This window comes from Acinetobacter sp. WZC-1 (genome assembly GCF_052544965.1).
This window is the reverse complement of record NZ_CP199370.1, coordinates 260,211-283,068: the sequence shown is the minus strand read 5'-3', so window position 1 is coordinate 283,068 and position 22,858 is coordinate 260,211. Positions and strand designations below refer to the sequence as shown.

Below are 22,858 nucleotides of genomic sequence, written 5' to 3'. Positions count from 1 at the left end.
CTCCCCCTTAATTAAAGGGAGAGTCAGGAAGGATTCTTAGTCACCATTTTTCAGTTCAATGTTGATACCTAAAGAACGGATCTCTTTGGTCAGTACGTTAAACGACTCAGGCATGCCTGGATCCATATAATGGTTTCCATCTACAATATTCTTGTAGATACGGGTACGGCCTTCAACGTCATCCGATTTCACAGTGAGCATTTCCTGAAGGGTATAAGCGGCACCATAAGCTTCAAGCGCCCAGACTTCCATCTCACCGAAACGCTGACCACCAAACTGGGCTTTACCACCCAATGGCTGCTGAGTCACCAGGGAGTAGGAACCTGTTGAACGTGCATGCATCTTGTCATCCACCAGGTGATTCAGTTTCAGCATGTACATATAACCGACGGTAACCGGACGGTCAAAACGCTCACCGGTACGACCATCATACAGTACAGTCTGACCGGTACGCGGCAGTTCAGCAAGCTCAAGCAGGTCCTTGATCTGACCTTCTTCAGCTCCGTCAAATACCGGCGTTGCCAATGGCACACCCTGACGCAGATTACCTGCAAGTTTCAGAATTTCGTCATCCGTCAGACTGTCCAGTTCTTCCTGCTGACCACCGACCTTGTTGTAGATCTTGTCCAGGAAAATACGCAGTTCGGCAATGGTCCGCTGTTGCTGCATCATCTTGTCAATCTGCTCGCCCAGACCTTTAGCGGCCAGCCCCAGATGTGTTTCCAGAATCTGACCCACGTTCATACGTGATGGAACGCCCAATGGGTTCAGCACCACGTCAACCGGGACACCATGAATGTCATGCGGCATGTCTTCAACCGGCAGAATGTTGGAGACAACACCCTTGTTTCCGTGACGACCCGCCATCTTATCGCCCGGCTGAATCCGGCGTTTTACTGCCAGATAAACTTTAACAACCTTCAGTACGCCAGTTGTCAGTTCATCACCGGTGGAAAGTTTGCGTTTTTTCTCTGCAAATTTTTCATCAATTTCCTGGCTTTTCTCTTTCAGGAACACCTGAATCTGAGTTAGGCGTTCAGCAATGGCTTCATCATTCGGCTGAATTTCCAGTAAATCGACAAACTCAAGACCGGACAGCAGTTCTTCAGAAAGCTTATCACCACGTCGGGTCGTACCACCACCGTTGGATTCCTTACCCTTAAGCAGACGGATAATACGTTCCCGTGCTGCTTCTTCGAAGATTTTGTATTCTTCCTTCAAATCCTTACGGTAAGCATCCAACTGCGCTTTTTCAATGGCCTGTGCACGTTCGTCCTTTTCAATACCATCACGGGTAAAGATCTGAACGTCAATCACGGTACCTTTGGTGCCGGATGGAACACGTAAGGAGGAATCCTTCACATCAGCCGCTTTTTCACCAAAAATTGCACGCAGCAGTTTTTCTTCCGGCGTCAGCTGCGTCTCACCTTTCGGTGTCACTTTACCGACAAGAATGTCACCGGCAGTCACTTCCGCACCGATATAAACAATACCGGACTCATCCAGTTTGGATAGTGCAGCTTCACCGACATTTGGAATATCCGCAGTGATTTCCTCTGCACCCAGTTTGGTATCACGTGCAACACATGACAATTCCTGAATGTGAATGGACGTCAGACGGTCTTCCTGCAGCACACGCTCGGACAGCAGGATCGAATCTTCGTAGTTGTAGCCATTCCAGGTCATGAATGCAACACGCATGTTCTGGCCCAGTGCAAGCTCACCGCCATCGGTTGATGGACCATCAGCCAGTACATCACCACGACCGACCTTATCGCCCAGGTTCACCAGTACTTTCTGATTGATACAGGTGTTCTGGTTGGAACGGGTGTATTTGATCAGGTTATAGATATCCACACCTGCTTCACCGGCGATCATTTCGTCTTCATTGACACGAATCACCACACGTGATGCATCAACAAATTCAATACGTCCACCGCGTTTTGCAATTACACAGACACCGGAATCACGCGCAACGTTTGCTTCCATACCGGTACCGACCAATGGCTTGTCAGCCAACAGCGTAGGAACCGCCTGACGCTGCATGTTTGAACCCATCAATGCACGGTTGGCATCATCGTGTTCAAGGAATGGAATCAGTGATGCAGCCACAGAAACGACCTGCTGTGCAGAGACGTCCATATGTGTCACTTTTTCCGGTGGCATACGTACAAATTCACCCTGATGACGGACTGAAACAAATTCTTCCGTCAGATTGCCGTCCTGATCCAGTGCGGAGTCGGCCTGTGCAATGACAGTGCCCACTTCTTCAATGGCAGACAGATATTCAACTTCTTCTGTTACACGTCCATCCACAATTTTACGATACGGTGTTTCAAGGAAACCGAAATCATTGGCTTTGGCATATACAGACAGTGAGTTGATCAGACCGATGTTCGGACCTTCCGGAGTTTCAATCGGGCAGACACGACCATAATGTGTCTGGTGTACGTCACGCACCTCAAAACCGGCACGTTCACGGGTCAGACCACCCGGCCCAAGTGCTGATACACGACGCTTATGGGTAATTTCAGACAATGGATTGTTCTGATCCATAAACTGTGACAGCTGGCTTGAACCAAAGAATTCCTTGATTGCAGCCGCGACAGGTTTCGCATTGATCAGATCCTGTGGAGACAGGTTATCTGTTTCTGCCTGGCTTAAACGTTCCTTGACTGCACGTTCCACACGCACCAGGCCCACACGGAACTGGTTTTCAGTCATTTCACCGACCGAACGCACACGACGGTTCCCGAGATGGTCGATATCGTCGACTTCACCCTTACCGTTACGGATTTCAACCAATGCCTTCAGTACATCAATAATGTCGTCTTTGGACAGAATGCCTTCCACTTCACGGGTTTTCTGATCGGTACCCACTTCGTATGGACGTCCCAGACGGCGGTTGAACTTCATCCGACCCACCGGAGACAGATCATAACGTTCAGTCGAGAAGAACAGGTTGTTAAACAGGTTCTCAGCGGCCTCTTTGGTCGGTGGTTCACCCGGACGCATCACTTTATAGATTTCTACAAGTGCCTGCTCACGCCCCTCGGTCATATCTGCACGTAATGAGTCAGCCACAAACGGACCATGGTCAATATCATTGGTATACAGCAGGTTAAACTGCTTCACGCCACCTTCTGCCAGCTTCACCATAATTTCGTGACTGAGTACGCTGTTTGCAGCAATGACTTCGCCATCTTTCAGTGGAATATCTTCAGCAGTAATCCGCTCATACAGATATTCGTCAGGCACCGGCAGTTTGCTTAAACCGGCTGCTTCCATCTGACGGACATGACGTGCATTAATACGCTTGCCCTGTTCAACAATGACTTTACCATCGCTGTCGGCAATATCGAACTGCGCCATTTCACCACGCAGGCGCTCAGGTACCAGGTCAATCTGGTAGCTGCCCATGTCCAGATACACGGGTACTTTTTCATAGAACATGTCCAGGATCTGTTCATTGCTGTAACCCAGTGCACGTAACACCACAGTCGCCAGTAATTTACGGCGGCGGTCAATACGCACATACACCAGATCCTTGGCATCAAACTCAAAGTCCAGCCATGAACCACGGTAAGGAATAATTCGTGCTGAATACAGCACTTTACCACTGGAGTGGGTTTTACCCTTATCATGATCAAAGAATACGCCCGGTGAACGGTGTAACTGAGACACGATCACACGCTCAGTACCATTAATCACAAAGGTTCCGTTTTCAGTCATGAGTGGCATTTCACCCATATAGACTTCCTGTTCACGGACGTCCTTGATTGATTTCGTTTCACGATCCTTAATGATCAGACGAATTTTTACGCGCATTGGTGCCGCATAGGTTGAGCCGCGAAGAATACATTCACGTACATCAAACTCTGGTTTACCAAGACTATACTCAACAAATTCCAGGGCTGCATTGCCAGAATAACTTTCTATGGGAAACACTGAACGGAATGCGGCCTGGAGACCGATATCTTCACGATTTTTTGGAGTTTTGCCGTCTTGCAGGAATGTTCTGTACGAGTCGACCTGAATCGAAAGCAAGTACGGAGCATCCATTACCTGGGGCAATTTACCAAAATTCTTACGGATCCGTTTTTTTTCGGTATATGAGTATGCCATCTGGAGTCCTCGGAAAGTAAACCAGGCCCGCCTGCAGAACGGGCCCGGAAGGAATTACGCAGGTCGATATGACCACCACCTTTACAAATGCTGCAATTTTTCAGTGGTATTAAAACGCTTAACAATATTTTTAACCAGAAAAGATATTGTTAAGCGTTTGAACTTACTGACTTATTTTTGAAAATGCCGATTTTCACATCAATCATTCAAAAATCGAGCCGATTATTGTAACGCAAAATGGCCGATGACCCAAGAGCCATCAGCCATTTTATGGAGTCGATTTTTCAAAAACCAACTCCATATGGAATTACTTAAGTGTAACTGTAGCGCCAGCTTCTTCAAGTTTCTTCTTAAGTTCTTCGCCTTCTTCTTTGGTAACGCCTTCCTTAACTGCTGAAGGAGCGCCTTCAACCAGGTCTTTCGCTTCTTTAAGACCCAGACCAGTGACTTCACGAACTGCTTTAATTACAGCAACTTTGTTCGCACCAAAGCTTGTCAGCTCAACATTGAACTCAGTCTGTTCCTCTGCAGCAGCAGCGCCACCGGCAGCAGGACCAGCTGCAACAGCAACAGCCGCTGCAGATACGTTGAATTTTTCTTCGAAAGCAGAAATTAATTCAACAAGTTCAAGAACAGTTTTTTCAGCAACTGCGTTTAGGATTTCTTCGTTAGATAAAGCCATGAGAATAACTCCGGATGGATATTGAATGGTGTGTAAAATTTTTTAAGCTTAAGCAGCTTCTGACTCGTTTTTCTCTTTGAGCGCCGTAATGAGACGACCCAGTTTCGAAATAGGAGCCTGAAGAACAGAGGCGAGCATGGTAAGTGCTTTTTCCTGGTTTGGAAGGTTTGCAATTACACTGACTTCATTTGCACCATAAACCTTGCCGTCAAAAGCAGCTGCCTTTAACTCAAAGTTTTTGTTGGTTTTTGCAAATTCCTCAAACAAGCGTGCAGCTGCACCCATGTCATCTTCAGAAGTTGATAAAGCAATGATTGTTGGACCAATAAGGTTGTCATTCAGAATGTCAAACTGAGTACCTTCAAACGCACGTTTCGCCAGCGTATTACGCACAATACGTACGTAAACACCTGATTGGCGAGCCTGGACGCGAAGTTGAGTCAGCTGCTCAACATTCAAACCCTTATAGTCAGCAACAACAGCAGAGAAAGCCGTGCTGGCAGCTTGATTCACTGCAGCAACAATCTCTTTTTTGTCCTCTAAGCGTAGAGCCACTGTATTACCTCCTAGCGGTGATTCATGCACTCAAAATAAGTGCACTCCCTATTCGTAAGCCTGCATTACTGAAGACTCACACGCGGAGGAGGAAAAAAATCACACCACCGCGTCTACCCAGGCTGGGCTTTTAAGAAACCCGCATAAAACGAATTTCGCCTGAGGTCTTTGACGCTGATAAATTTTCATCTATCAATTCAAAGTCCGCCTGATGATCCAACCGGCAAAACAACGCTTTGCCAGTCGATCCACAAGACTGCAAGTCATACTCCAGATGAAGCCACCTGCTTTTCTTGCCTGAAATCCGGGGCAATGCCTCAGATTTCACTCAGGACTTTAAAATCCTGTTCACACTTACACAACTGAAATCAGCTGGAAACGTTTGCCACATCAACAGTCAGACCCGGGCCCATGGTAGAGCTCAGCGTGATCTTCTTGATGTAAATACCTTTGGATGTAGCTGGCTTTAATTTTTTCAGATCGGCCACTAAAGTTTCAACGTTCTGACGAATCGCAGCCGCTTCAAAACCAATCTGACCAATCGCAGCATGGATAATACCCGCTTTGTCCACACGGTAGCGTGCCTGACCGGCTTTGGCATTTTTCACCGCAGTAGCAACATCAGGAGTCACCGTACCCACTTTCGGGTTTGGCATTAAGCCACGTGGACCAAGGATGGTCCCCAGTTTACCCACAACACGCATTGCGTCCGGTGCAGCAATCACGACATCAAAGTCAAGATTACCGGCCTGAATGCTTTCAGCAAGATCATCGAAACCGACAACATCTGCACCTTCAGCTTTTGCAGCGTCAGCAGCAGCACCCTGAGCAAACACTGCAACACGTACAGTTTTACCAGTACCGGCAGGTAATGTGGTTGCACCACGAACCACCTGGTCCGATTTACGCGGATCCACACCCAGATTCACAGAAATATCCAGTGATTCCTTGAATTTTGCAGCAGGAAGACTGTTCAGAACCTGTACCGCTTCTTCCAGCGTATACACCTTGTTTGCTTCTACAGCAGCAGCAATGGCTTTTTGACGTTTAGTTAACTTTGCCATGTCTTATAGCTCCACTTCCAGGCCCATAGAACGCGCAGAACCGGCAATGGTACGTACACGTGCGTCTAAATCAGCACCAGTTAAATCCGGTTCTTTTGTAGTCGCAATTTCTTCCAGCTGAGCACGGGTCAACTTACCCACTTTAGTCTTGTTGGGTACAGAAGAACCTTTCTGGATACCGGCAGCTTTCTTCAGCAGAATAGCTGCAGGTGGAGTTTTCATGATGAATGTGAACGATTTATCGTTGTACACAGTAATCACGACAGGAATTGGCAGACCTGGTTCAACTTTTTGTGTCGCAGCATTGAATTCCTTACAGAATGCCATGATGTTCACACCACGCTGACCCAATGCAGGACCAATCGGTGGAGATGGATTTGCCTTACCAGCTGGAACCTGCAGCTTGATATAGCCGTCAATCTTCTTCGCCATTTCAATTTACCTCTGGGTACAAACGCCGTCAGGCTCCCCAACTTCACAGATGTAACAAAAACGTTACAATAACAATGCCCGAATAAATCGGGCGCTTTGCAACCAATCAGTCTTAAACCGTTTTTTCGACCTGACGAAATTCCAGTTCAACCTGAGTTGGTCGGTTAAATACATTAATCGTCAGCGTTAAACGCGACTTGTCATACTGAACTTCTTCCACCACACCCTTAAAGTCTGTGAATGGACCGTCAGTAACCAGTAATTCTTCACCGGGCTCAAACATCGTCTTAGGACGTGGTGCTTCACCCTTATTGTGTACCCGCGCAAGAATTGCATCCGCTTCCTTCTGCGTAATCGGTGCCGGCTTTTCTGCCGTACCACCAATGAAACCCAAAACTTTTGGACATTCCTTCACAATGTGCCAGGTTTCATCATTCATTTCCATTTCAACCAATACATAGCCCGGAAAGAATTTACGCTCTGATTTGCGTTTCTTGCCATCCTTCATTTCCACCACTTCTTCGGTAGGAACCAGGACTTCACCAAAACTGTCAGCAACAGCGCTACGCTGGATTCGATCATTAAGTGAACGCATCACTTGTTTTTCATAACCTGAATAGGCATGAATAATGTACCAACGTTTCATAGCTCTCTTACCCGATAATAAACTTCATGAACCAGCCAATGATGTAGTCAAAACACCACAAACCTATAGCAGCAATTATAACGACCAATAGAACCTGCCATGACGTGGTGACTGTTTCCTGCTTGGTTGGCCAGGTGACCCGACGTAATTCCATACGCGAATCTTTCAGCAAACGGACAAAGCCTTTGCCCTGGTGGGTGGCGTATAATAAACCCAAAGCCACAACGATACAAGCAATAATTATCCCGACACGCACCCAGATGTTATTTGCAGGCGCCCAATAGGCCGGCAGAAATTGATTCACCGTCAGCGCGCCGGCAAATAATGCCAGTGCAATTACCCATAGCACAACATCCAGCGCAGAACCGGAACCCACCACTTCAGCAGTGTTATTTCTTTGAGGAATTGGTGTATCGCTCAATGTGTCACCCGATTTATCATTTGACATTTTTGTGCCCGTCACAGTATTCGCGACTTATTATATGACCAGTTTAAGCAGCATCAAGCTTTTATTTAAAAAATCTGGCAGGTCAGGAGGGACTCGAACCCCCAACATTCGGTTTTGGAGACCGACGCTCTACCAATTGAACTACTGACCTTCAGAACAAACCGGGAAAGCATTCCCGGTTTGCAACAGACATCAGTCTCTATTATGCAGTGACTTTCGCAACAACACCAGCACCTACGGTACGGCCACCTTCACGGATCGCAAAACGCAGACCCGGATCCATCGCAATCGGGTGGATCAGTTCAACTGACATTTCAACGTTGTCACCCGGCATCACCATTTCAACGCCTTCCTTCAGCTGGATCGCACCGGTTACATCCGTGGTACGGAAGTAAAACTGTGGACGGTAGCCGTTCAGGAATGGGGTATGACGACCACCTTCTTCTTTGGAAAGTACATAAACTTCCGCATCAAATTTCGTGTGTGGCTTGATTGCGCCCGGCTTGGAAAGTACCTGACCACGCTGCACTTCCTCACGCTTGGTTCCGCGCAGAAGTACACCACAGTTCTCGCCTGCACGACCTTCGTCAAGCAATTTACGGAACATTTCAACGCCGGTTACAGTCGTCTTCACGGTATCCTTGATACCAACGATTTCCACTTCTTCGCCCACTTTGACAATACCGGATTCAACACGACCGGTCACAACAGTACCACGACCGGAAATGGAGAATACATCTTCAATCGGCATCAGGAAGGCTTTGTCAATGGCACGCTCAGGCTCAGGAATGTAGGAATCCAGCGCTTCAACCAGCGCAAGAACTGCAGATTCGCCATACTGACCGGCATCACCATTCAGCGCAGCAAGTGCTGAACCACGGATTACAGGGGTGTCATCACCCGGGAAGTCGTAAGTGGACAGCAGTTCACGCACTTCCATTTCAACCAGTTCAAGCAGCTCTTCGTCGTCAACAAGGTCACACTTGTTCAGGAAGACCAGAATGTAAGGTACGCCCACCTGACGGGAAAGCAGGATGTGTTCACGGGTCTGTGGCATTGGACCATCAGTTGCCGCACATACAAGGATCGCGCCGTCCATCTGAGCTGCACCGGTAATCATGTTTTTCACATAGTCGGCGTGGCCCGGGCAGTCTACGTGTGCATAGTGACGGGTTGGAGAATCGTATTCCACGTGGGAGGTATTAATGGTAATACCACGTGCTTTTTCTTCCGGTGCAGAGTCGATTGCTGCATAGTCCTTCGCTTCACCGCCGTAAGTTTTTGCACAGATTGTTGCAATCGCAGCGGTTAATGTTGTTTTACCATGGTCAACGTGACCAATTGTACCCACGTTAACATGTGGCTTATTACGTTCAAACTTAGCCTTAGCCATGAATCTTTTTCCTCATTGACGTCGAGACAGTTCTGAGACAGGCTCAGCATCGACATACCGCCTAAAAACAGGCACCCAATACTCGAAAAGCAGACTAATAAGCCTGCTTTTGAAAAACTTTGTGAAAGTTACACGCAACCGTATCTGGAGCTCTTATCGAGATTTGAACTCGAGACCTCTCCCTTACCAAGGGAGTGCTCTACCACTGAGCTATAAGAGCGATAATCCTTCGATGGAGCGGGAGACGAGGATCGAACTCGCGACATGCAGCTTGGAAGGCTGCCACTCTACCAACTGAGTTACTCCCGCACATTGCTGGTACTATTTACCATTTCACTCGAAGTTAATGGTGGTGAGAGAAGGATTCGAACCTTCGAAGCTTTCGCGACAGAGTTACAGTCTGTTCCCTTTGACCGCTCGGGAATCTCACCAGTATCACACTTAGTTTTCAGTGCTATCCTCTGATGCAACCATACAAGCTAGAAGATGGTGCCGGCACACGGATTCGAACTGTGGACCTACTGATTACAAGTCAGTTGCTCTACCAACTGAGCTATGCCGGCATTTCTTTTGTTTCGTATGTTTCATATCGGAACGGTGTGCAGTTTAGCAAAACTTTCAGCGCATGCAAGTGCTTTTTTTTAAAAACCAGACAAAAACTTATAGAATCAAGCCATTTGATGATAATTCAACCGCTTTGATTACAGCCCGTGCCTTGATCTGAGTCTCATTCCATTCAGATTCAGGATCCGAGTCTGCGACCAGCCCAGCCCCGGCCTGCACATAGACTTTATTGTCACGGATTACACAGGTCCGGATTGCAATGGACATATCCATTTCACCATGCCAGCCCAGATAACCCACTGCGCCGCCAAAAATACCACGCTTCACCGGCTCCACTTCATCAATGATTTCCATGGCACGTATTTTCGGTGCACCAGACAGCGTTCCTGCCGGAAATGTTGCCTTAAAGACATCCAGCGCATCCACATTGTCCAACACTTCGCCCTGTACATTGGAGACAATATGCATGACATGCGAATAACGCTCAATCACCATCTGATCCGTGACCTGCACTTTTCCGATTTTTGAAACACGACCTACATCATTACGCCCCAGATCAATCAGCATGACATGTTCAGCAATCTCTTTTGCATCCGACAATAAATCTTTTTCCAGCGCCAGATCTTCTTCCTGAGTTTTGCCGCGGGGTCGTGTGCCGGCCAGCGGACGCACCGTCGCCATGCCATTTTCAAGACGGGATAAAATTTCAGGGGAGGAACCCACCACATGAAACGGCTTCTGATCACCCAGGGTCTGCCCCTGAACCAGAAACAGATAAGGTGAAGGATTCAGGTGTCGCAACGCGCGATAGACCTGCAAGGCCTCACCATCAAAATCCGACACCATGCGATGCCCGGGCACCACCTGCATCACATCTCCGGCACGAATATATTCCTTGACCCTGGCCACGGTGTCCAGAAATTTATCCTTGCCGGTCAGTGATTCAAAATGCGGGGCCGTATGGGGCTTTGCCGGCAGACTGACCGGCATGGCCAGTGTCTGCTCCAGCCTGTCCAGCTGCCGCTGGGCAGCATGCCATGCATCTGCATCACCGGTATCGGCATGTACAATCAGAAACAGTGTGTCTTTCAGGTTGTCAAACACAATGACGGTCCTGGACAGCATCATCCAGATATCCGGCAAACCGACCGGGTCTGCTTCAGGCACATTTTTCAGGCGTGGTTCAATATAACGTACCGAATCATAGCCAAAATAACCGACCAGACCACCGGTAAAACCGGGTAACTCCGGAAGTTGCGCTGAGGTCGGAACCTTAAACTGTGCCAGGAAGTCTCGGATAAAGTCGAAAGGCTCACTGCAGGCCCGGGACTGAACCGAACCATCGACCTGCTGCACCGTCAGCATGCCCTGATTGCAGGAGAAAATAGTGGACTCTCCAAGACCGATAATCGAATAACGCGCCCAGTTTTCACCCCCTTCCACAGACTCAAACAGATAAGCCTGCTGATGTTCCTTTAACCGGGCAAAAATGGACAAAGGGGTATCGGTATCCGCAAGGCGCTGGCGATACACTGGAATCAGGTTATAGCCCTGGGATTTTAATTGTTCAAACTGAATCTGACTGGTCATGAGGAATGTTCCCTGTTTTCGATGTTATCCGGTAATTAATCATTGGCGCTGACTTAAGTAACGCCATCGAAAAACGATATGATGGTTCATCCCCCTGTTCCTTGTTTCATCAGAAATTCTCTCTTTCAGGCAGCTGATATTTGAAATTCATTACACCTCAGCCAACAGTTCCGTCAGATCATCCACAATCAGCTGTGGACTGCACAGCCGGATATCCTCACCATGATTATAGCCATAACTGACCACGATACAATCAATCTGCGCACGACGTGCTGCCTCAACGTCATTGCTTGAATCGCCAATCATCAGCGTCTGATCCGGGCGGGCAGCATAATGTTCCATGCAATACAGCAATGGTCGGGGATGTGGCTTGCGCACCTCAAAGCGATCACCGCCAATGACATCAGCAAAATAATGATCCATGTTCAGGACGTCCAGGATTTTCCGGGCAGGCACTTCCGGCTTGTTGGTGACACAGACCAGTTTTTTATGATGTTTCAGTCCCCAGTCCAGAAACTTCAGAATGCCCGGGAACGGTCGGGTATCCACACAGGGATCGGCATTATAAATCTCAAGAACAGTGTTCAGTAATTGCAGGTGCAGTTGCTGATCCACCTCACCCCGCACATACCGCAATGTGCTTTCACAAAACAGTGAGGTCCCTTTTCCAATCCAGGTCCTGACCTGCTCCTCTGTGACCTGCGGTAAATTCAGGTACTCAAGGCTTAAATTCATGGCCCGATACAGGTCAAAAGCTGAATCGACCAGCGTCCCATCCAGGTCAAATAGCAGCAGTTCACGCTGAGTCAGCCGGGCAATTGTCATCATCTGAATACCTAAAAAAGTCACTTAAAAAGAATTATCCAAAAATAACAAGGGCATGCGATTGCATGCCCTGCGTACTGGGCTTATCGCTTACTTCAGAAACAACCACGCAATAATGGCCAATATCACCAATACCGCAATGGCGGTCAGCCCGGTAAAACTATTTTTCGTTTGCTCTTTTGCAGCAGACTGCTGCAACGATTCGGTTTCGGAAGCACCTGCCGTCAGTTTCGGGACCGAATTGGCATTATTTACACTCACATCTGCCGGGAGAGGAGCCGGTTTTGGCACAGCCATCCGTTCAGGCAGACCTTCTGCACTGACCGGAGTTTCAGCAGCACGTTCAGCCAGCACAGGTATTCCCTGATCATTCATTTTCTGTGCTGCTGTCAATGCAACTGATTCAATGGGTGACACCTGTTCAGCCGCCGCCCGGTCAGCAATGGCTTCTGAAACCGCAACAGCTTCCGGCGGCTGTGTCATCTTTCCCGCGGCCTGTTCAGGCTGTAGCCGTTGTTCGCCGGCTTCCCGTGAGTCAACAGGCGCCAACACTGTAAATTTCAGGCCGGCAAACTGCAGAACGTCACCATCCTTCAGCAGTGTTTCGTGTTCAATCCTCAGATCATTGACATAGGTGCCATTTGACGAGCCCAGATCCCGTACCCACAGCGCTCTGTCTGCAAGCAACAGTACAGCATGGCGACGGGAAATTTCAGCCGATTGCAAAATAAGATCAGCATCCTGCTGACGCCCCACCACCATCTCCCGGTTTATACTGATTTCCTGCCCAGTGAGCTCACCTGTAATCGCTTGTAGTTTCCAGGCCATGACCCTTTCCTCTTTCTGATTCAGATTGATCTTAACTATAATGTCGGCTCCGATCTTAACACAGATACAGCAACACCATATTCCACAGCATACAGGCTGAGCTTATTGCGGTGGCTGACTGTCTGTGCGCTGTGCACCCGGCGCCGGCTCCACCACTTTCTTCTGTACAGCAGGCTCCACCGCAACAGGCGTGGTCACAGCCGCTCTGGGTGTTGTTGCAGCTGACGGTGTCACACCACCGGCAGGTACCTGCTGATAGTTACCTTTTTTAGGCCCGGATGTAATCGGCAATCGCGGCTGATAAACATCTTCAACATTTTCAGGCAGTTTCGCAAAATTACCATCCTTATCCATCGCCAGCTGAAGACTGTACAGCTGACTGTAACGTTGTTGGGCAATTCTGCGCACATCCGCACTGTCGCCCACAATCGTTGGATGAATGAACACCAACAGATTTCGTTTATTGCCGGATTTGTTATCTGCCCGGAATAATCGCCCAATGACCGGAATCGCCCCCAGCCCAGGAACCGACTCACGACTGAGCATACTGTTGTCTTCAATCAGACCACCGAGCACCACTGTCTGCCCATGATCAGCAATGACTGAGGTTTTGATGGCCCGCTTACTGGTCACCAGATCCTGCGCCTGCCCTCTGTCCTTGGCAACAGCAGAAACTTCCTGCTCCACCTCAAGGCGGATGGAACCGCCGTTGCCAATATGCGGCACCACCTTCAGGGTTACCCCGACGTCCTTACGCTCAACCGATGTATAGGGATTCACCCCCGTTGCAGATGTGGTCACTGACCCGGTCACAAATGGGACGTTCTGACCCACCACAATGTAAGCTTCCTCATTGTCCAGCGTCACAATGGATGGCGTGGACAGCAGATTGGATTTGGTATTGGTTTTTAATGCCTGAATCAATGCACCATAAAGCTTACGTGAACCATCGGCACCTTCCCTGTAATTCCCCAGTGCCACAGAAGTACCAATACCATTCTGGCTCTGCCCATCAGACAATGCCGCACTGAGACCCGCTGTACCATTGGTCAGATAACCTGCTGCCAGACTGGCCAGTCCGGCACCCACGTTACTGAAATTGACCAGACCAATCCCGCTGCTGATGTCACCCATTGCCCATTGCACACCCAGCTGGTCAGCATCCGTACCTTCAACTTCAATAATCGCAGCTTCAATCAGTACCTGCTCCCGCCGCACATCCAGCTGCTGTACCGCTGCATCAATCTCACGCATTAATTGCGGATCTGCCCTGACCACCAGCGAGTTCTGGGAACTGTCGGCAATAATACTGACGCCATTGCCACTGAAACTGGTCAGATTGTTTTTATTATTCCGGTTTGAATTATTGTTCAGATTAATTGATGGTGTGGAAATGTTTGAACTGCCACTACCTGAACCATCGGAGCCGGTCATCGACGAGTTGCTGCCACCGGTGGTGTTGCTATTACTGCCGGATGATGAAGACGAGTCATCCGAACCTGATTTCACATTCTGTCCAGTCACCAGTCCCTGCAGTATTTCTGCCAGATTTTTGGCACTTGCGTATTTCAGCTTAAAAACTTTCAGCCCGCCTAAACGATCTGCAGATGGCACATCCAGCATTTCAATCATGTGACGAAGACGCTTACGTGTACCCGGATCGCCCTTGACCAGAATCCGGTTGGTCCGGGTATCGGCAATAATCCGTACCCGTGCCCCGGCAAAATCCTTCGATGCACCCGTAGCCGACATGGAATCCAGCAGGGTGATAATTTCCTCTGCCTGGCTTGACTGCAAGGGTACTGCTTCCAGGTCATTCTGCCCGGTACCATCCAGATTGCGGATAATGGTCTCAAGCTGATAAATGTTACTGGCCCGATCCGAAACAATCAGCGCATTGGTTCCCTGAATCGCCGCCAGATGTGCAAACTGAGGCATTAAAGGCCTTAAGGCCGGAATCAGGTCATTGGGATTGGTATTTTCCAGCCAGATGACCCGGGTCACCACCTGATCACCGCGTGCATTTTTTCTGGAATCATAAGGAATACCGGAATTCTTGACATTACTGTCCGGTACCAGCCGAATGGTATTCCCGGCAGGAATGGCAACCACACCATTGACATTCAGAACGCCCAGGAACAGGTCATACACTTCATTTTTATTTAAGGGTTTATTTGAAATGACCGTGACATTGCCGCGCACCCGCGGATCCACTGCAAAATTTTTACCGGTGATATCTGCAACTTCATTAATAAAAGCCGTCAGATCTGCATCACGCAGATTAATTTTCCAGGTCTGAGCCTGAGCAGCAGTCGTCACCGCAATGATCGGTGCCGCTGCAACCAAGGCCCAGAGTGGTCGATGATGATTCAAAAAAGCCATATTTATTATCTTTCCTAATTTGATCTGTAGCCCTGATTGTTTACAGACTTTGCTGAATGGTCATCACCTGATCACCGCGCTTAATTTCAATTTTCACTTTACCTTCCTGTTTTGCCTGTTCCAGCAGCTGGGCATCATTCTGGCCCTGACCAACAGGTCGTCCATTCAGGGACAGAATCCGGTCTCCTGACTTTAAGCCCAGTTTACTGCGCAATGCTGCCGGCGTCTTATCGGTAATTTCATAACCATCAGCGCCATTGGTTTTATTCACGCCCAGGTCTTTCATATACTGTTCATGATCTTCATTCATTTTCTGAATCGCCTGCGTCAAAGCACCATCTCCCGAGTCAGGAGATGAAGCCGGCGTCTTACTGCTGCTGGCCGGCTTTGCTGATGATCCATCAGCTACAATCGGCTGATTCAGCTCCATCCCTGTAAATTTCAATTCACGGCTTGCACCGTTATTCTGCCTTAAAACCACATGATCCCAGTAAACTTCTGCAAGCTGATAAGACGTTCCATCCAGCGTCTGCCCCACCACAATCCGGTCTGCTGCTTCATTGACCTTAATCACGGCAGATGAGTTGCGCGCCGGATATCCGACAATTACCCCCTGCAACTGCATGGGAATGCTTTCATCTGCACTTGCCTTACTTTCTTCATAAAACAGGGAGAATCCTGAAATATTCGGAATCGGCGTCTGCTGCGACCCCAGCCGGACCTGCTCAGGCTGCATGACCTGCGGCGGTGCAACCACCCACCAGAACATGGATGCCAGTTTCCAGCACAGCGCCAGAATCAGCAGCAGCAACACCAGCGGAGCGATCCGATCTGCCTTATTCCACTCAATATTTTCAAATTGTTCGCGAATATTCATTTTTTTCATCACAAACCACCCTGCAACAACGGCTGACGGGTTGTGACGACATAAGTATCCAGTCCGGCCTTGCCATCATAGGACGGTACATTCAGCAACAGACGCTGGGTCAGCTGGACATCCAGCATCATACTCTGATCCAGCATCAGATTCGCCATTTTCTGCCCGCGCTGATCCTGAATACTGATGCCGAGTTTTCCACTTTCATCGGCAATCTGACCATTCAGTGAAGGCATATTCATGCGGTCCTGACGCTGACCAAAGGTATATTGCAGCTCTCCACCGCCCCACTGCAATTTTCCGTCTGCATGACTGAAGCCTTTTTCCTGATTAAAATTAAACTGGACATCCGACAACTGAATTGCATTGGCCGGCCACTGCCAGTTCACCAGGCTTTTTAAGGTTGTCGGGGCAATCTGCCCGGTCATCTGCCTGATAATAATTTTTTTACCCAGCCCATAGCCTACAATCCCCTGCAACTGAGTTTCTCCGCTATGAATTTCCAGATTTGCACCAACACGCAACATAATCAGGTCAAGTGGGCGCGTGCGCCAGGACACTGAACCACGCAAATTTCCCTGATGCCAGTCCGCCTGCCCCTGCCAGATATTCCCACTGACATTCTGTAACGCCCGGGTATCCTTATAGAATTTTGAAATCAGCCATGTTGCAGGAATCTGCAAAAGTACAAAAATTAAAAAAGCAACGATGGCAATAACCCACCAGGTTATCTGTTTAGACTTTTTATTCACCAGCTCTTACCAACGTATTATCCATGTATTCGTCCACGAAGGATCATACCCTTATTGAATACACATTATGCATAATTTTTGCATAGCGCCAATTCACTTGTGTATAAAAAACCAGGCAATATGCCTGGTTCCGTAAACGCTACACCAATCGAATGACAATTGAATGAAATCAGATCAGGAAGTCTTCCAGCTTTGCGCCTTTTTCAATCTCAGCCACCAGCCAGCGTGGCTTCTTACCGCGACCGGTCCAGGTTTCTGCTGTGTTTTTTGTATTGCGATAACGTGGTTCAACAGCTTTACGTGTTGTTTTTTTGCGTTTCTGCGCACCATATTCAATAAACTGCTCCAGCGTCAGACCTGCTGCTTTTGCAATATCCAGGATCTGGTTATAGGCATCTTCAACAGCCTGATCCTTTTTGGATTCAATTAACGCTTCTGCTTCGGCAGTCAGACGTCTTAATTCATCAACAGACAGATTACTAATATCTGGCATCACATAAACTCCATAGAAATTTGATAATAATTATTTGAGCAATAATTTCGTAGCAATAGTATTTTTATTAACTACAATAAGCAAGACTATTATGTCAGCCAGGCTACATAAATAAACAAAAAAAAGTTCACAATTATTTTAAGTACATCACCAAATCACATCAATCCAAAGTGTGATTCACAGAATTTTCCAATGCCAGTATCCGGTTTCTGATATCCTCCGGAATGGCTGTTTTTTTCAGTTCTGCCTGATCAACAAATACCACAACCGCTTCTCCGGTCGCAGCGACCTGCTGCTGTGATTCACTGTATACAACATAATGCATGCGTATTGCACTGTTTCTGATTTCATCCACACGCACACCTATTTTTAAAGTGTCCGGATAAAATACCGGTTTTAAATACTGGCACTGATTTGAAGCAACCACGGTATATATATCCAGCTTAAAAATATCCAGTCGATCAAAATAACCGATCCTGGCACTTTCCATATATCGATAGTAGATTACATTATTCACATGACCGAAGGCATCCATATCGCCCCAGGCAACTTTTTGTTCATAAATAACCGGGTATTCATTAAATAAACTCATCATTTCCCTCATATTTTAAATTGAATAAAATTGGCGTCTTTTTCAAAAACCATATTAAGTTGCTGAATCAGTTCTTCATTTTCATGGAATGTCGACTTAATCCGCAAATAACTCATCAGAATATTATCCGGATACATACTGAGCAACTGATCTGCCAGGCTGCTGCGTTGCGTCGCCATATAGATATGCCATTTTGCAAAAGTAAATACAGGAATGCCCGGATATTGCAACTCAAACTGATTAATCTGCTGTTCCACCACATCATAATCCGGACGCTGTTTTAATAATTGCTGCTGAAACCACAAATAAAAAACGTCCTGATCAAACTGCTGTTGTAATAACTGCAAGGCCAGTTGCTGATGCTGCGTTGCCATTTCCGGTAATCGGGTCAGAACCTTCAGCCATAGTACCCTGATTTCAAAAGGCAGCAATTCAATTTGTTCAGCGCACTCAATATAACGCTGCTGTAATCGCTGTAAATCCTCAACATCCGCCTGTTCAAACTGACCCAGTAATTGCGTTAACCAAGCCTGGCAGGCCGATATTTCCAGTTGATCAGACTGAGTCGAATATAAATATTTCCAGGGAAACTGAACCGCAAAGCGCCCCCATAATTCATTGAGCCGTTGTAAATAAGTTACATTGAGCCGATTTAACCACGGCGAAAGTTCATGTCCCTGTAAAAATTCAAGATGCGTAAAAGCCTGCCTGGCATCATTCTGTGCCAGTGAAATTTCAATACGCTGTATTTCTGCCAGTTCAAAAACGGCTGCAGGACTTTCTTCCAGCAGATTCAGTGCTTCAGCAAATTGATGTTGTCTGGACAACAATTCCGAGCGAACCACCTGTTTCAGCAAAGCCGAGCGGTCAAATACCTGCTGAATAAAACCCTGTTGTTCCTCCTTGCCATCCAGCATCCATATAACACCCATCTGTTCATAAGCATGAAGATGGTTAAAGTCCAGCACCTGCGCCAGTTTCCTTTTCCTGCGGGACAGATCACGCCTGAAGACCAGCCAGCCTATTTGCAGACAAAGCCCCAATACCATCGCCAGCAGCAGCACAACCCACAGATTCGTCTGAATCTGCACCCCGTGCCATAGCACATAAACATAGCCACCCCCGGTGCCATAACTGAGCACACTCATCACGGCAATCAGGATCAGGCTCAGAAACGCATAGGCCAATAGAGTCTGTTTCATGGCGCTAACCCAGCACTGCAGTTGTATTCAGCTTTGGCGCCGGCAAAATTTGCTGTTGCTTCATCTTCATAAGCTGCTGTCTGAATGTCCGGCTTGCCGTATCCGGCAACTGACTTAGCTGCTGAATCACTGAGTCCAGCAGATTCTGATACTCGGCATACTGACCTTTGGCCAGGGTCTGCTGTGCCAGCAGCAGCCTCATCTGCACCTCCTTCAACACCATTTTTCGGCGGCTCAGCTCAGGCGGCTGTTGCTGATCGACCACTTCAATATTCAGCCATTTTTGCCAGAAATGCAGTGGTTTTCCCGCAGCAGAACTCAGTTGCTGATTATTCAGTTCAGCGCCGATACGCTGATCCAGCTGGCGCAGGATATCATTCAGCTTTTTTTGCTGCTCATCCCTGGCCTGCATGAAGTGCTGAATCCCCTGTTTATCACGGGCAATGGACTGATGCAGACTTTGTTTCAATGCGGTTGCCAGCTCATAACCCTCCACCGCCCGGTCCAGCTGATTCAGTTGATCAAGCGCAAATACAAACTCCTTTTGCTGCATGGCAAATTGAATCAACTCCAGTTGCTGCCGGATTACAACCAAAGCAGAAATGCCGGCATGACGCTGTTGCCGGGCGCTTTCTTTTTGCTCACGGGGCTGTACAGTTGCTGCTGTTACAGGCAGCTGACGCTGCATTGCAACCAGCTGATCATTCAGGGCAGCGTCTTTATGCTCATTCTGGTGCAGAATATTCTGTATGGATGACAATTGCTGCGAAAGCATATAAACGTCATAGCTCAGCCTGGCAAGCCCTGCAATCATTAAGAAAAATAAGATCCAGATCAACTTCTTCATTGTTTTCCCTGCAGGCATGCAATGACCTGACTGACCGACTGCGGTTCCAGACTGAGAATTTTACTGATATTAAAACAGAATCCACTGTTTTTTTTATCCTGTTGCAACAGTTGATACAAACGCTCACCCAATACCAGATAGTGACCCTGCTGTAAAATATCATGATCATGCTCACACAGCTGTCGCCAGTTTGTCCAGCCGGCTTCACTGCTGATGCACATCCAGAAAGACTGCCGATTCTGCACAGCCATTTCTTTCAGGACCGCAAACTGTGTCATTGCCCGCAGAGGCAAAGCCCGTTCATACAGGATAAAGTTTAAGACAGAAATATGACGTTCCAGGCATTGTTGCATCATGAACTGACGTCCACCCAGCCCCCGCCAGAAGGCCACTTTATTCAGGGCGGGATCCGAGCTGAAAACCGGCAGACTCAGCATTCCTTCCGAGCTTTCCACTTCCGGCACCTGCCCCTGAACCCCATATTCAGCCAATACACCTGCCGTGGCCTTTCCCACAGCAATCCACTGTACATGACTGAGCCGGGACAGCGGGATTCCGCTATGCTGCAGGTACTGCATACCCAGCCGCACCGCTGTCGGACTGACCACAACAATCATCTGTACAGTCATCAACTCAGTATACAATTGCTGTAACTGCTCACCATAGGTGCACGGCCTTAATTCCAGTAAGGGCAATGTCAGTACCTGAAAACCGGCCTTTGTCAGATGTTCCGTCAATGGCTGAGCCCGGTCAGCAGGACGGGTATTAATAAAGAGCATCGGTCATCACTGAAGTGCGCTCAACAGTTCGCCCGCACCCTGTCGCAGCAACTCCTGCGCAAGTTGCACACCCAGTTGTTCTGCCTGGGACATGGGGCCTGTCAACTCTGCCCGAAGCAGTATCTGACCATCTGCACTGCCGACACGACCTTCCAGTCTCAGCTGATCCTGCATCAGGGTTGCAAATCCGGCAATCGGTACCTGACAGCCCCCCTCAAGATAAGTATTAAAGGCACGTTCAGCCCGCACACAGACATCCGTCTCCAGGTGCATAAGCGGTGAAATTAACGCCAGCACCTGCGGATCCTCACTGCGGCATTCCAGCCCCAGCGCGCCCTGGCCAACAGCCGGCAAACTGACTTCAGTCGTCAGCACATGACGGATCCGCGCCTGCAAACCCAGTCGTTTCAACCCGGCACTCGCCAGGATAATGGCATCATACTGACCATCATCCAGCTTTGCCAGACGTGTCCCGACATTGCCACGCAGATCGATAATATTCAGATCAGGACGCTGTTTTAACAACTGACATTTTCTGCGCAGACTGGAAGTGCCCAACCGGGCTCCCAATGGTAAATCTTCAAATTTCAGATATTGATTTGAAACAAAGGCATCAAAGGGATCTTCGCGCTCACACATAATCGGCAGACTCAATCCTTCCGGAAGTTGCATGGGCACATCCTTCATGGAATGCACTGCAAGGTCTGCCCGTCCATCCAGCAGCGCGGCCTCAAGCTCTTTGACAAAAAGTCCTTTTCCGCCAATTTTAGCCAATGGCGTATCCAGGATTTTGTCGCCCTGAGTCACAAAAGCCACCAGCTCCACCGTCAGGTCAGGGTGCAGAGCCTGTAAACGATCACGGATATGTTCAGCCTGCCACAGGGCAAGAGGACTTTGACGGGTTGCAATTTTCAGGATTTTCATCATTTCAGGGCTGTCAGACTTTCAACACTCTAAACTTAACCGGATGTCCTGAAAATGCAAGCAAATTATCCCCTGTCCTGTAAATTGACCGGCATTTTATAAATTCTGCATTCTTTCCCTGAGCAATGGCAGATGTCTGCGACTGACCGCCAGCCGTTCATTTAACTCACGGCAACGGACCTGGTACTGTCCGGCAGCCACCGGCTCAAGGCCATCCAGATAGTCAACTGAAATCAGTGCATTACGATGAATTCGAATAAAGCGTCCGGCAAACTCCTGTTCCAGTTCCTTCAGGGTTTCATCAATCAGAACACTGCCATTTTTATGCCGGACTGTCACATATTTCTGATCTGCAAGAAAATAATAAATGTTTTCTATGGGAATCAGTTCCAGACCGCGATAGGTTTTTGCAGCAATCTGCTGCCTCTGTTGTGCTTTTTTTTCCATGAGCTGTTTTTTTTCTGTGTTGGATATCTGGGCCTGAGTCAGCCGGGTAATATTATTGAATACAATCTGCAGTTCCTGTGTCGCAACAGGTTTCAGCAAATATCCCTGTGCCTGTAGCTGAATGGCCTGCAACGCATGCTCGTCATAGGCTGTGCAAAATACGACAGCCGGCATTGGATTCAGCTCACTTAAATGCTGCGCACAGGTTAAGCCGTCCATTTCAGGCATCTGAATATCAAGCAGCACAATATCCGGTTCATATTGCTGCACCATTTCCAGTGCCTGTTTGCCATGCTGTGCCGTTGCAACCACCTGATGCCCCAGTTGCGACACCAGTCGGGATAGACGATCCACTGCAAGTGGCTCGTCATCACAAATCAGGATGTCCATCAATCCCCCCCAGCCGGTCAG

At 48.2% G+C, this 22,858-nt stretch carries 21 protein-coding genes and 5 tRNA genes; all 26 read right to left on the bottom strand.

What is annotated here, in order from left to right; translation table 11 throughout:
- Positions 1–36: 36 nt before the first annotated feature.
- Positions 37–4,125, bottom strand: a complete 4,089-nt coding sequence (rpoB, locus tag ACT6PV_RS01365; RefSeq protein ID WP_445114730.1) for a DNA-directed RNA polymerase subunit beta — start codon at positions 4,123–4,125, stop codon at positions 37–39.
- A gap of 307 nt (positions 4,126–4,432) precedes the next feature.
- Positions 4,433–4,807: a 50S ribosomal protein L7/L12 gene (rplL, locus tag ACT6PV_RS01360; protein WP_445114729.1), complete on the bottom strand. Its 375-nt coding sequence runs from the start codon at positions 4,805–4,807 to the stop codon at positions 4,433–4,435.
- 48 nt (positions 4,808–4,855) lie between these two features.
- Positions 4,856–5,362, bottom strand: a complete 507-nt coding sequence (gene rplJ, locus ACT6PV_RS01355; RefSeq protein ID WP_445114728.1) for a 50S ribosomal protein L10 — start codon at positions 5,360–5,362, stop codon at positions 4,856–4,858.
- A gap of 368 nt (positions 5,363–5,730) precedes the next feature.
- Positions 5,731–6,426, bottom strand: a complete 696-nt coding sequence (gene rplA / locus ACT6PV_RS01350; RefSeq protein ID WP_445114727.1) for a 50S ribosomal protein L1 — start codon at positions 6,424–6,426, stop codon at positions 5,731–5,733.
- Between the two features lie 3 nt (positions 6,427–6,429).
- Positions 6,430–6,858 carry a 50S ribosomal protein L11 gene (gene rplK / locus ACT6PV_RS01345; RefSeq protein ID WP_121972937.1) on the bottom strand — a complete coding sequence of 143 codons (429 nt, stop codon included), beginning with the start codon at positions 6,856–6,858 and terminating at the stop codon, positions 6,430–6,432.
- A 112-nt stretch (positions 6,859–6,970) separates the two neighbouring features.
- Positions 6,971–7,504, bottom strand: a complete 534-nt coding sequence (nusG, locus tag ACT6PV_RS01340) for a transcription termination/antitermination protein NusG (protein ID WP_445114726.1) — start codon at positions 7,502–7,504, stop codon at positions 6,971–6,973.
- A gap of 7 nt (positions 7,505–7,511) precedes the next feature.
- Positions 7,512–7,952 (bottom strand): preprotein translocase subunit SecE, encoded by a 441-nt coding sequence (gene secE, locus ACT6PV_RS01335; RefSeq protein WP_445114725.1) that lies wholly within the window; start codon positions 7,950–7,952, stop codon positions 7,512–7,514.
- 75 nt (positions 7,953–8,027) lie between these two features.
- A tRNA-Trp gene (locus ACT6PV_RS01330) sits at positions 8,028–8,103 on the bottom strand.
- Positions 8,104–8,154: 51 nt separating this feature from the next.
- Positions 8,155–9,345, bottom strand: coding sequence for an elongation factor Tu (gene tuf, locus ACT6PV_RS01325; protein WP_445114724.1), 1,191 nt, complete (start codon positions 9,343–9,345; stop codon positions 8,155–8,157).
- 145 nt (positions 9,346–9,490) lie between these two features.
- Positions 9,491–9,565, bottom strand: a tRNA-Thr gene (locus tag ACT6PV_RS01320).
- Between the two features lie 13 nt (positions 9,566–9,578).
- Positions 9,579–9,654 (bottom strand) — tRNA-Gly (locus ACT6PV_RS01315).
- Positions 9,655–9,692: 38 nt separating this feature from the next.
- Positions 9,693–9,776, bottom strand: a tRNA-Tyr gene (locus ACT6PV_RS01310).
- A gap of 56 nt (positions 9,777–9,832) precedes the next feature.
- Positions 9,833–9,908 (bottom strand) — tRNA-Thr (locus ACT6PV_RS01305).
- A 97-nt stretch (positions 9,909–10,005) separates the two neighbouring features.
- Positions 10,006–11,499, bottom strand: coding sequence for an anthranilate synthase component I (gene trpE, locus ACT6PV_RS01300; protein ID WP_445114723.1), 1,494 nt, complete (start codon positions 11,497–11,499; stop codon positions 10,006–10,008).
- Positions 11,500–11,649: 150 nt separating this feature from the next.
- Complete coding sequence (locus ACT6PV_RS01295; RefSeq protein WP_445116986.1) at positions 11,650–12,324, bottom strand: HAD-IA family hydrolase; 675 nt, start codon at positions 12,322–12,324, stop codon at positions 11,650–11,652.
- 90 nt (positions 12,325–12,414) lie between these two features.
- Positions 12,415–13,152 carry an FHA domain-containing protein gene (locus tag ACT6PV_RS01290; RefSeq protein ID WP_445114722.1) on the bottom strand — a complete coding sequence of 246 codons (738 nt, stop codon included), beginning with the start codon at positions 13,150–13,152 and terminating at the stop codon, positions 12,415–12,417.
- 102 nt (positions 13,153–13,254) lie between these two features.
- Entirely contained in the window at positions 13,255–15,534 is a 2,280-nt protein-coding gene (gspD, locus tag ACT6PV_RS01285) for a type II secretion system secretin GspD (protein WP_445114721.1), read from the bottom strand.
- 40 nt (positions 15,535–15,574) lie between these two features.
- Entirely contained in the window at positions 15,575–16,411 is an 837-nt protein-coding gene (locus ACT6PV_RS01280) for a type II secretion system protein N (protein WP_445116985.1), read from the bottom strand.
- Between the two features lie 8 nt (positions 16,412–16,419).
- A complete protein-coding gene (gspN, locus tag ACT6PV_RS01275; RefSeq protein ID WP_445114720.1) occupies positions 16,420–17,163 on the bottom strand; it encodes a type II secretion system protein N in 744 nt (247 codons plus the stop codon).
- 169 nt (positions 17,164–17,332) lie between these two features.
- Complete coding sequence (locus ACT6PV_RS01270) at positions 17,333–17,659, bottom strand: H-NS histone family protein (RefSeq protein ID WP_445114719.1); 327 nt, start codon at positions 17,657–17,659, stop codon at positions 17,333–17,335.
- A gap of 157 nt (positions 17,660–17,816) precedes the next feature.
- A complete protein-coding gene (locus ACT6PV_RS01265) occupies positions 17,817–18,248 on the bottom strand; it encodes an acyl-CoA thioesterase (RefSeq protein WP_445114718.1) in 432 nt (143 codons plus the stop codon).
- Positions 18,249–18,256: 8 nt separating this feature from the next.
- The gene (locus ACT6PV_RS01260) at positions 18,257–19,450 is read right to left on the bottom strand and encodes a heme biosynthesis protein HemY (RefSeq protein WP_445114717.1); all 1,194 of its coding nucleotides are present in this window, start codon (positions 19,448–19,450) and stop codon (positions 18,257–18,259) included.
- Between the two features lie 4 nt (positions 19,451–19,454).
- On the bottom strand, positions 19,455–20,297 hold the full coding sequence (locus ACT6PV_RS01255) for a hypothetical protein (protein ID WP_445114716.1): 843 nt from the start codon (positions 20,295–20,297) through the stop codon (positions 19,455–19,457).
- Positions 20,294–21,076, bottom strand: coding sequence for a uroporphyrinogen-III synthase (locus ACT6PV_RS01250; RefSeq protein WP_445114715.1), 783 nt, complete (start codon positions 21,074–21,076; stop codon positions 20,294–20,296). The genes ACT6PV_RS01255 and ACT6PV_RS01250 overlap by 4 nt, the downstream gene beginning before the upstream one ends.
- Before the next feature lie 6 nt (positions 21,077–21,082).
- Positions 21,083–22,000, bottom strand: coding sequence for a hydroxymethylbilane synthase (gene hemC / locus ACT6PV_RS01245; protein WP_445116984.1), 918 nt, complete (start codon positions 21,998–22,000; stop codon positions 21,083–21,085).
- Positions 22,001–22,096: 96 nt separating this feature from the next.
- The gene (locus tag ACT6PV_RS01240; protein ID WP_445114714.1) at positions 22,097–22,837 is read right to left on the bottom strand and encodes a LytR/AlgR family response regulator transcription factor; all 741 of its coding nucleotides are present in this window, start codon (positions 22,835–22,837) and stop codon (positions 22,097–22,099) included.
- Positions 22,838–22,858 lie beyond the last annotated feature (21 nt).

Bases quoted from the DNA above. Each gene is read 5' to 3' on its own strand.
- rpoB (WP_445114730.1), bottom strand. From the start codon at position 4,125: ATGGCATACTCATATACCGAAAAAAAACGGATCCGTAAGAATTTTGGT.
- rplL (WP_445114729.1), bottom strand. From the start codon at position 4,807: ATGGCTTTATCTAACGAAGAAATCCTAAACGCAGTTGCTGAAAAAACT.
- rplA (WP_445114727.1), bottom strand. From the start codon at position 6,426: ATGGCAAAGTTAACTAAACGTCAAAAAGCCATTGCTGCTGCTGTAGAA.
- rplK (WP_121972937.1), bottom strand. From the start codon at position 6,858: ATGGCGAAGAAGATTGACGGCTATATCAAGCTGCAGGTTCCAGCTGGT.
- nusG (WP_445114726.1), bottom strand. From the start codon at position 7,504: ATGAAACGTTGGTACATTATTCATGCCTATTCAGGTTATGAAAAACAA.
- secE (WP_445114725.1), bottom strand. From the start codon at position 7,952: ATGTCAAATGATAAATCGGGTGACACATTGAGCGATACACCAATTCCT.
- tuf (WP_445114724.1), bottom strand. From the start codon at position 9,345: ATGGCTAAGGCTAAGTTTGAACGTAATAAGCCACATGTTAACGTGGGT.
- trpE (WP_445114723.1), bottom strand. From the start codon at position 11,499: ATGACCAGTCAGATTCAGTTTGAACAATTAAAATCCCAGGGCTATAAC.
- ACT6PV_RS01295 (WP_445116986.1), bottom strand. From the start codon at position 12,324: ATGACAATTGCCCGGCTGACTCAGCGTGAACTGCTGCTATTTGACCTG.
- ACT6PV_RS01290 (WP_445114722.1), bottom strand. From the start codon at position 13,152: ATGGCCTGGAAACTACAAGCGATTACAGGTGAGCTCACTGGGCAGGAA.
- gspD (WP_445114721.1), bottom strand. From the start codon at position 15,534: ATGGCTTTTTTGAATCATCATCGACCACTCTGGGCCTTGGTTGCAGCG.
- ACT6PV_RS01280 (WP_445116985.1), bottom strand. From the start codon at position 16,411: ATGAATATTCGCGAACAATTTGAAAATATTGAGTGGAATAAGGCAGAT.
- ACT6PV_RS01265 (WP_445114718.1), bottom strand. From the start codon at position 18,248: ATGAGTTTATTTAATGAATACCCGGTTATTTATGAACAAAAAGTTGCC.
- ACT6PV_RS01260 (WP_445114717.1), bottom strand. From the start codon at position 19,450: ATGAAACAGACTCTATTGGCCTATGCGTTTCTGAGCCTGATCCTGATT.
- ACT6PV_RS01255 (WP_445114716.1), bottom strand. From the start codon at position 20,297: ATGAAGAAGTTGATCTGGATCTTATTTTTCTTAATGATTGCAGGGCTT.
- ACT6PV_RS01250 (WP_445114715.1), bottom strand. From the start codon at position 21,076: ATGCTCTTTATTAATACCCGTCCTGCTGACCGGGCTCAGCCATTGACG.
- hemC (WP_445116984.1), bottom strand. From the start codon at position 22,000: ATGAAAATCCTGAAAATTGCAACCCGTCAAAGTCCTCTTGCCCTGTGG.
- ACT6PV_RS01240 (WP_445114714.1), bottom strand. From the start codon at position 22,837: ATGGACATCCTGATTTGTGATGACGAGCCACTTGCAGTGGATCGTCTA.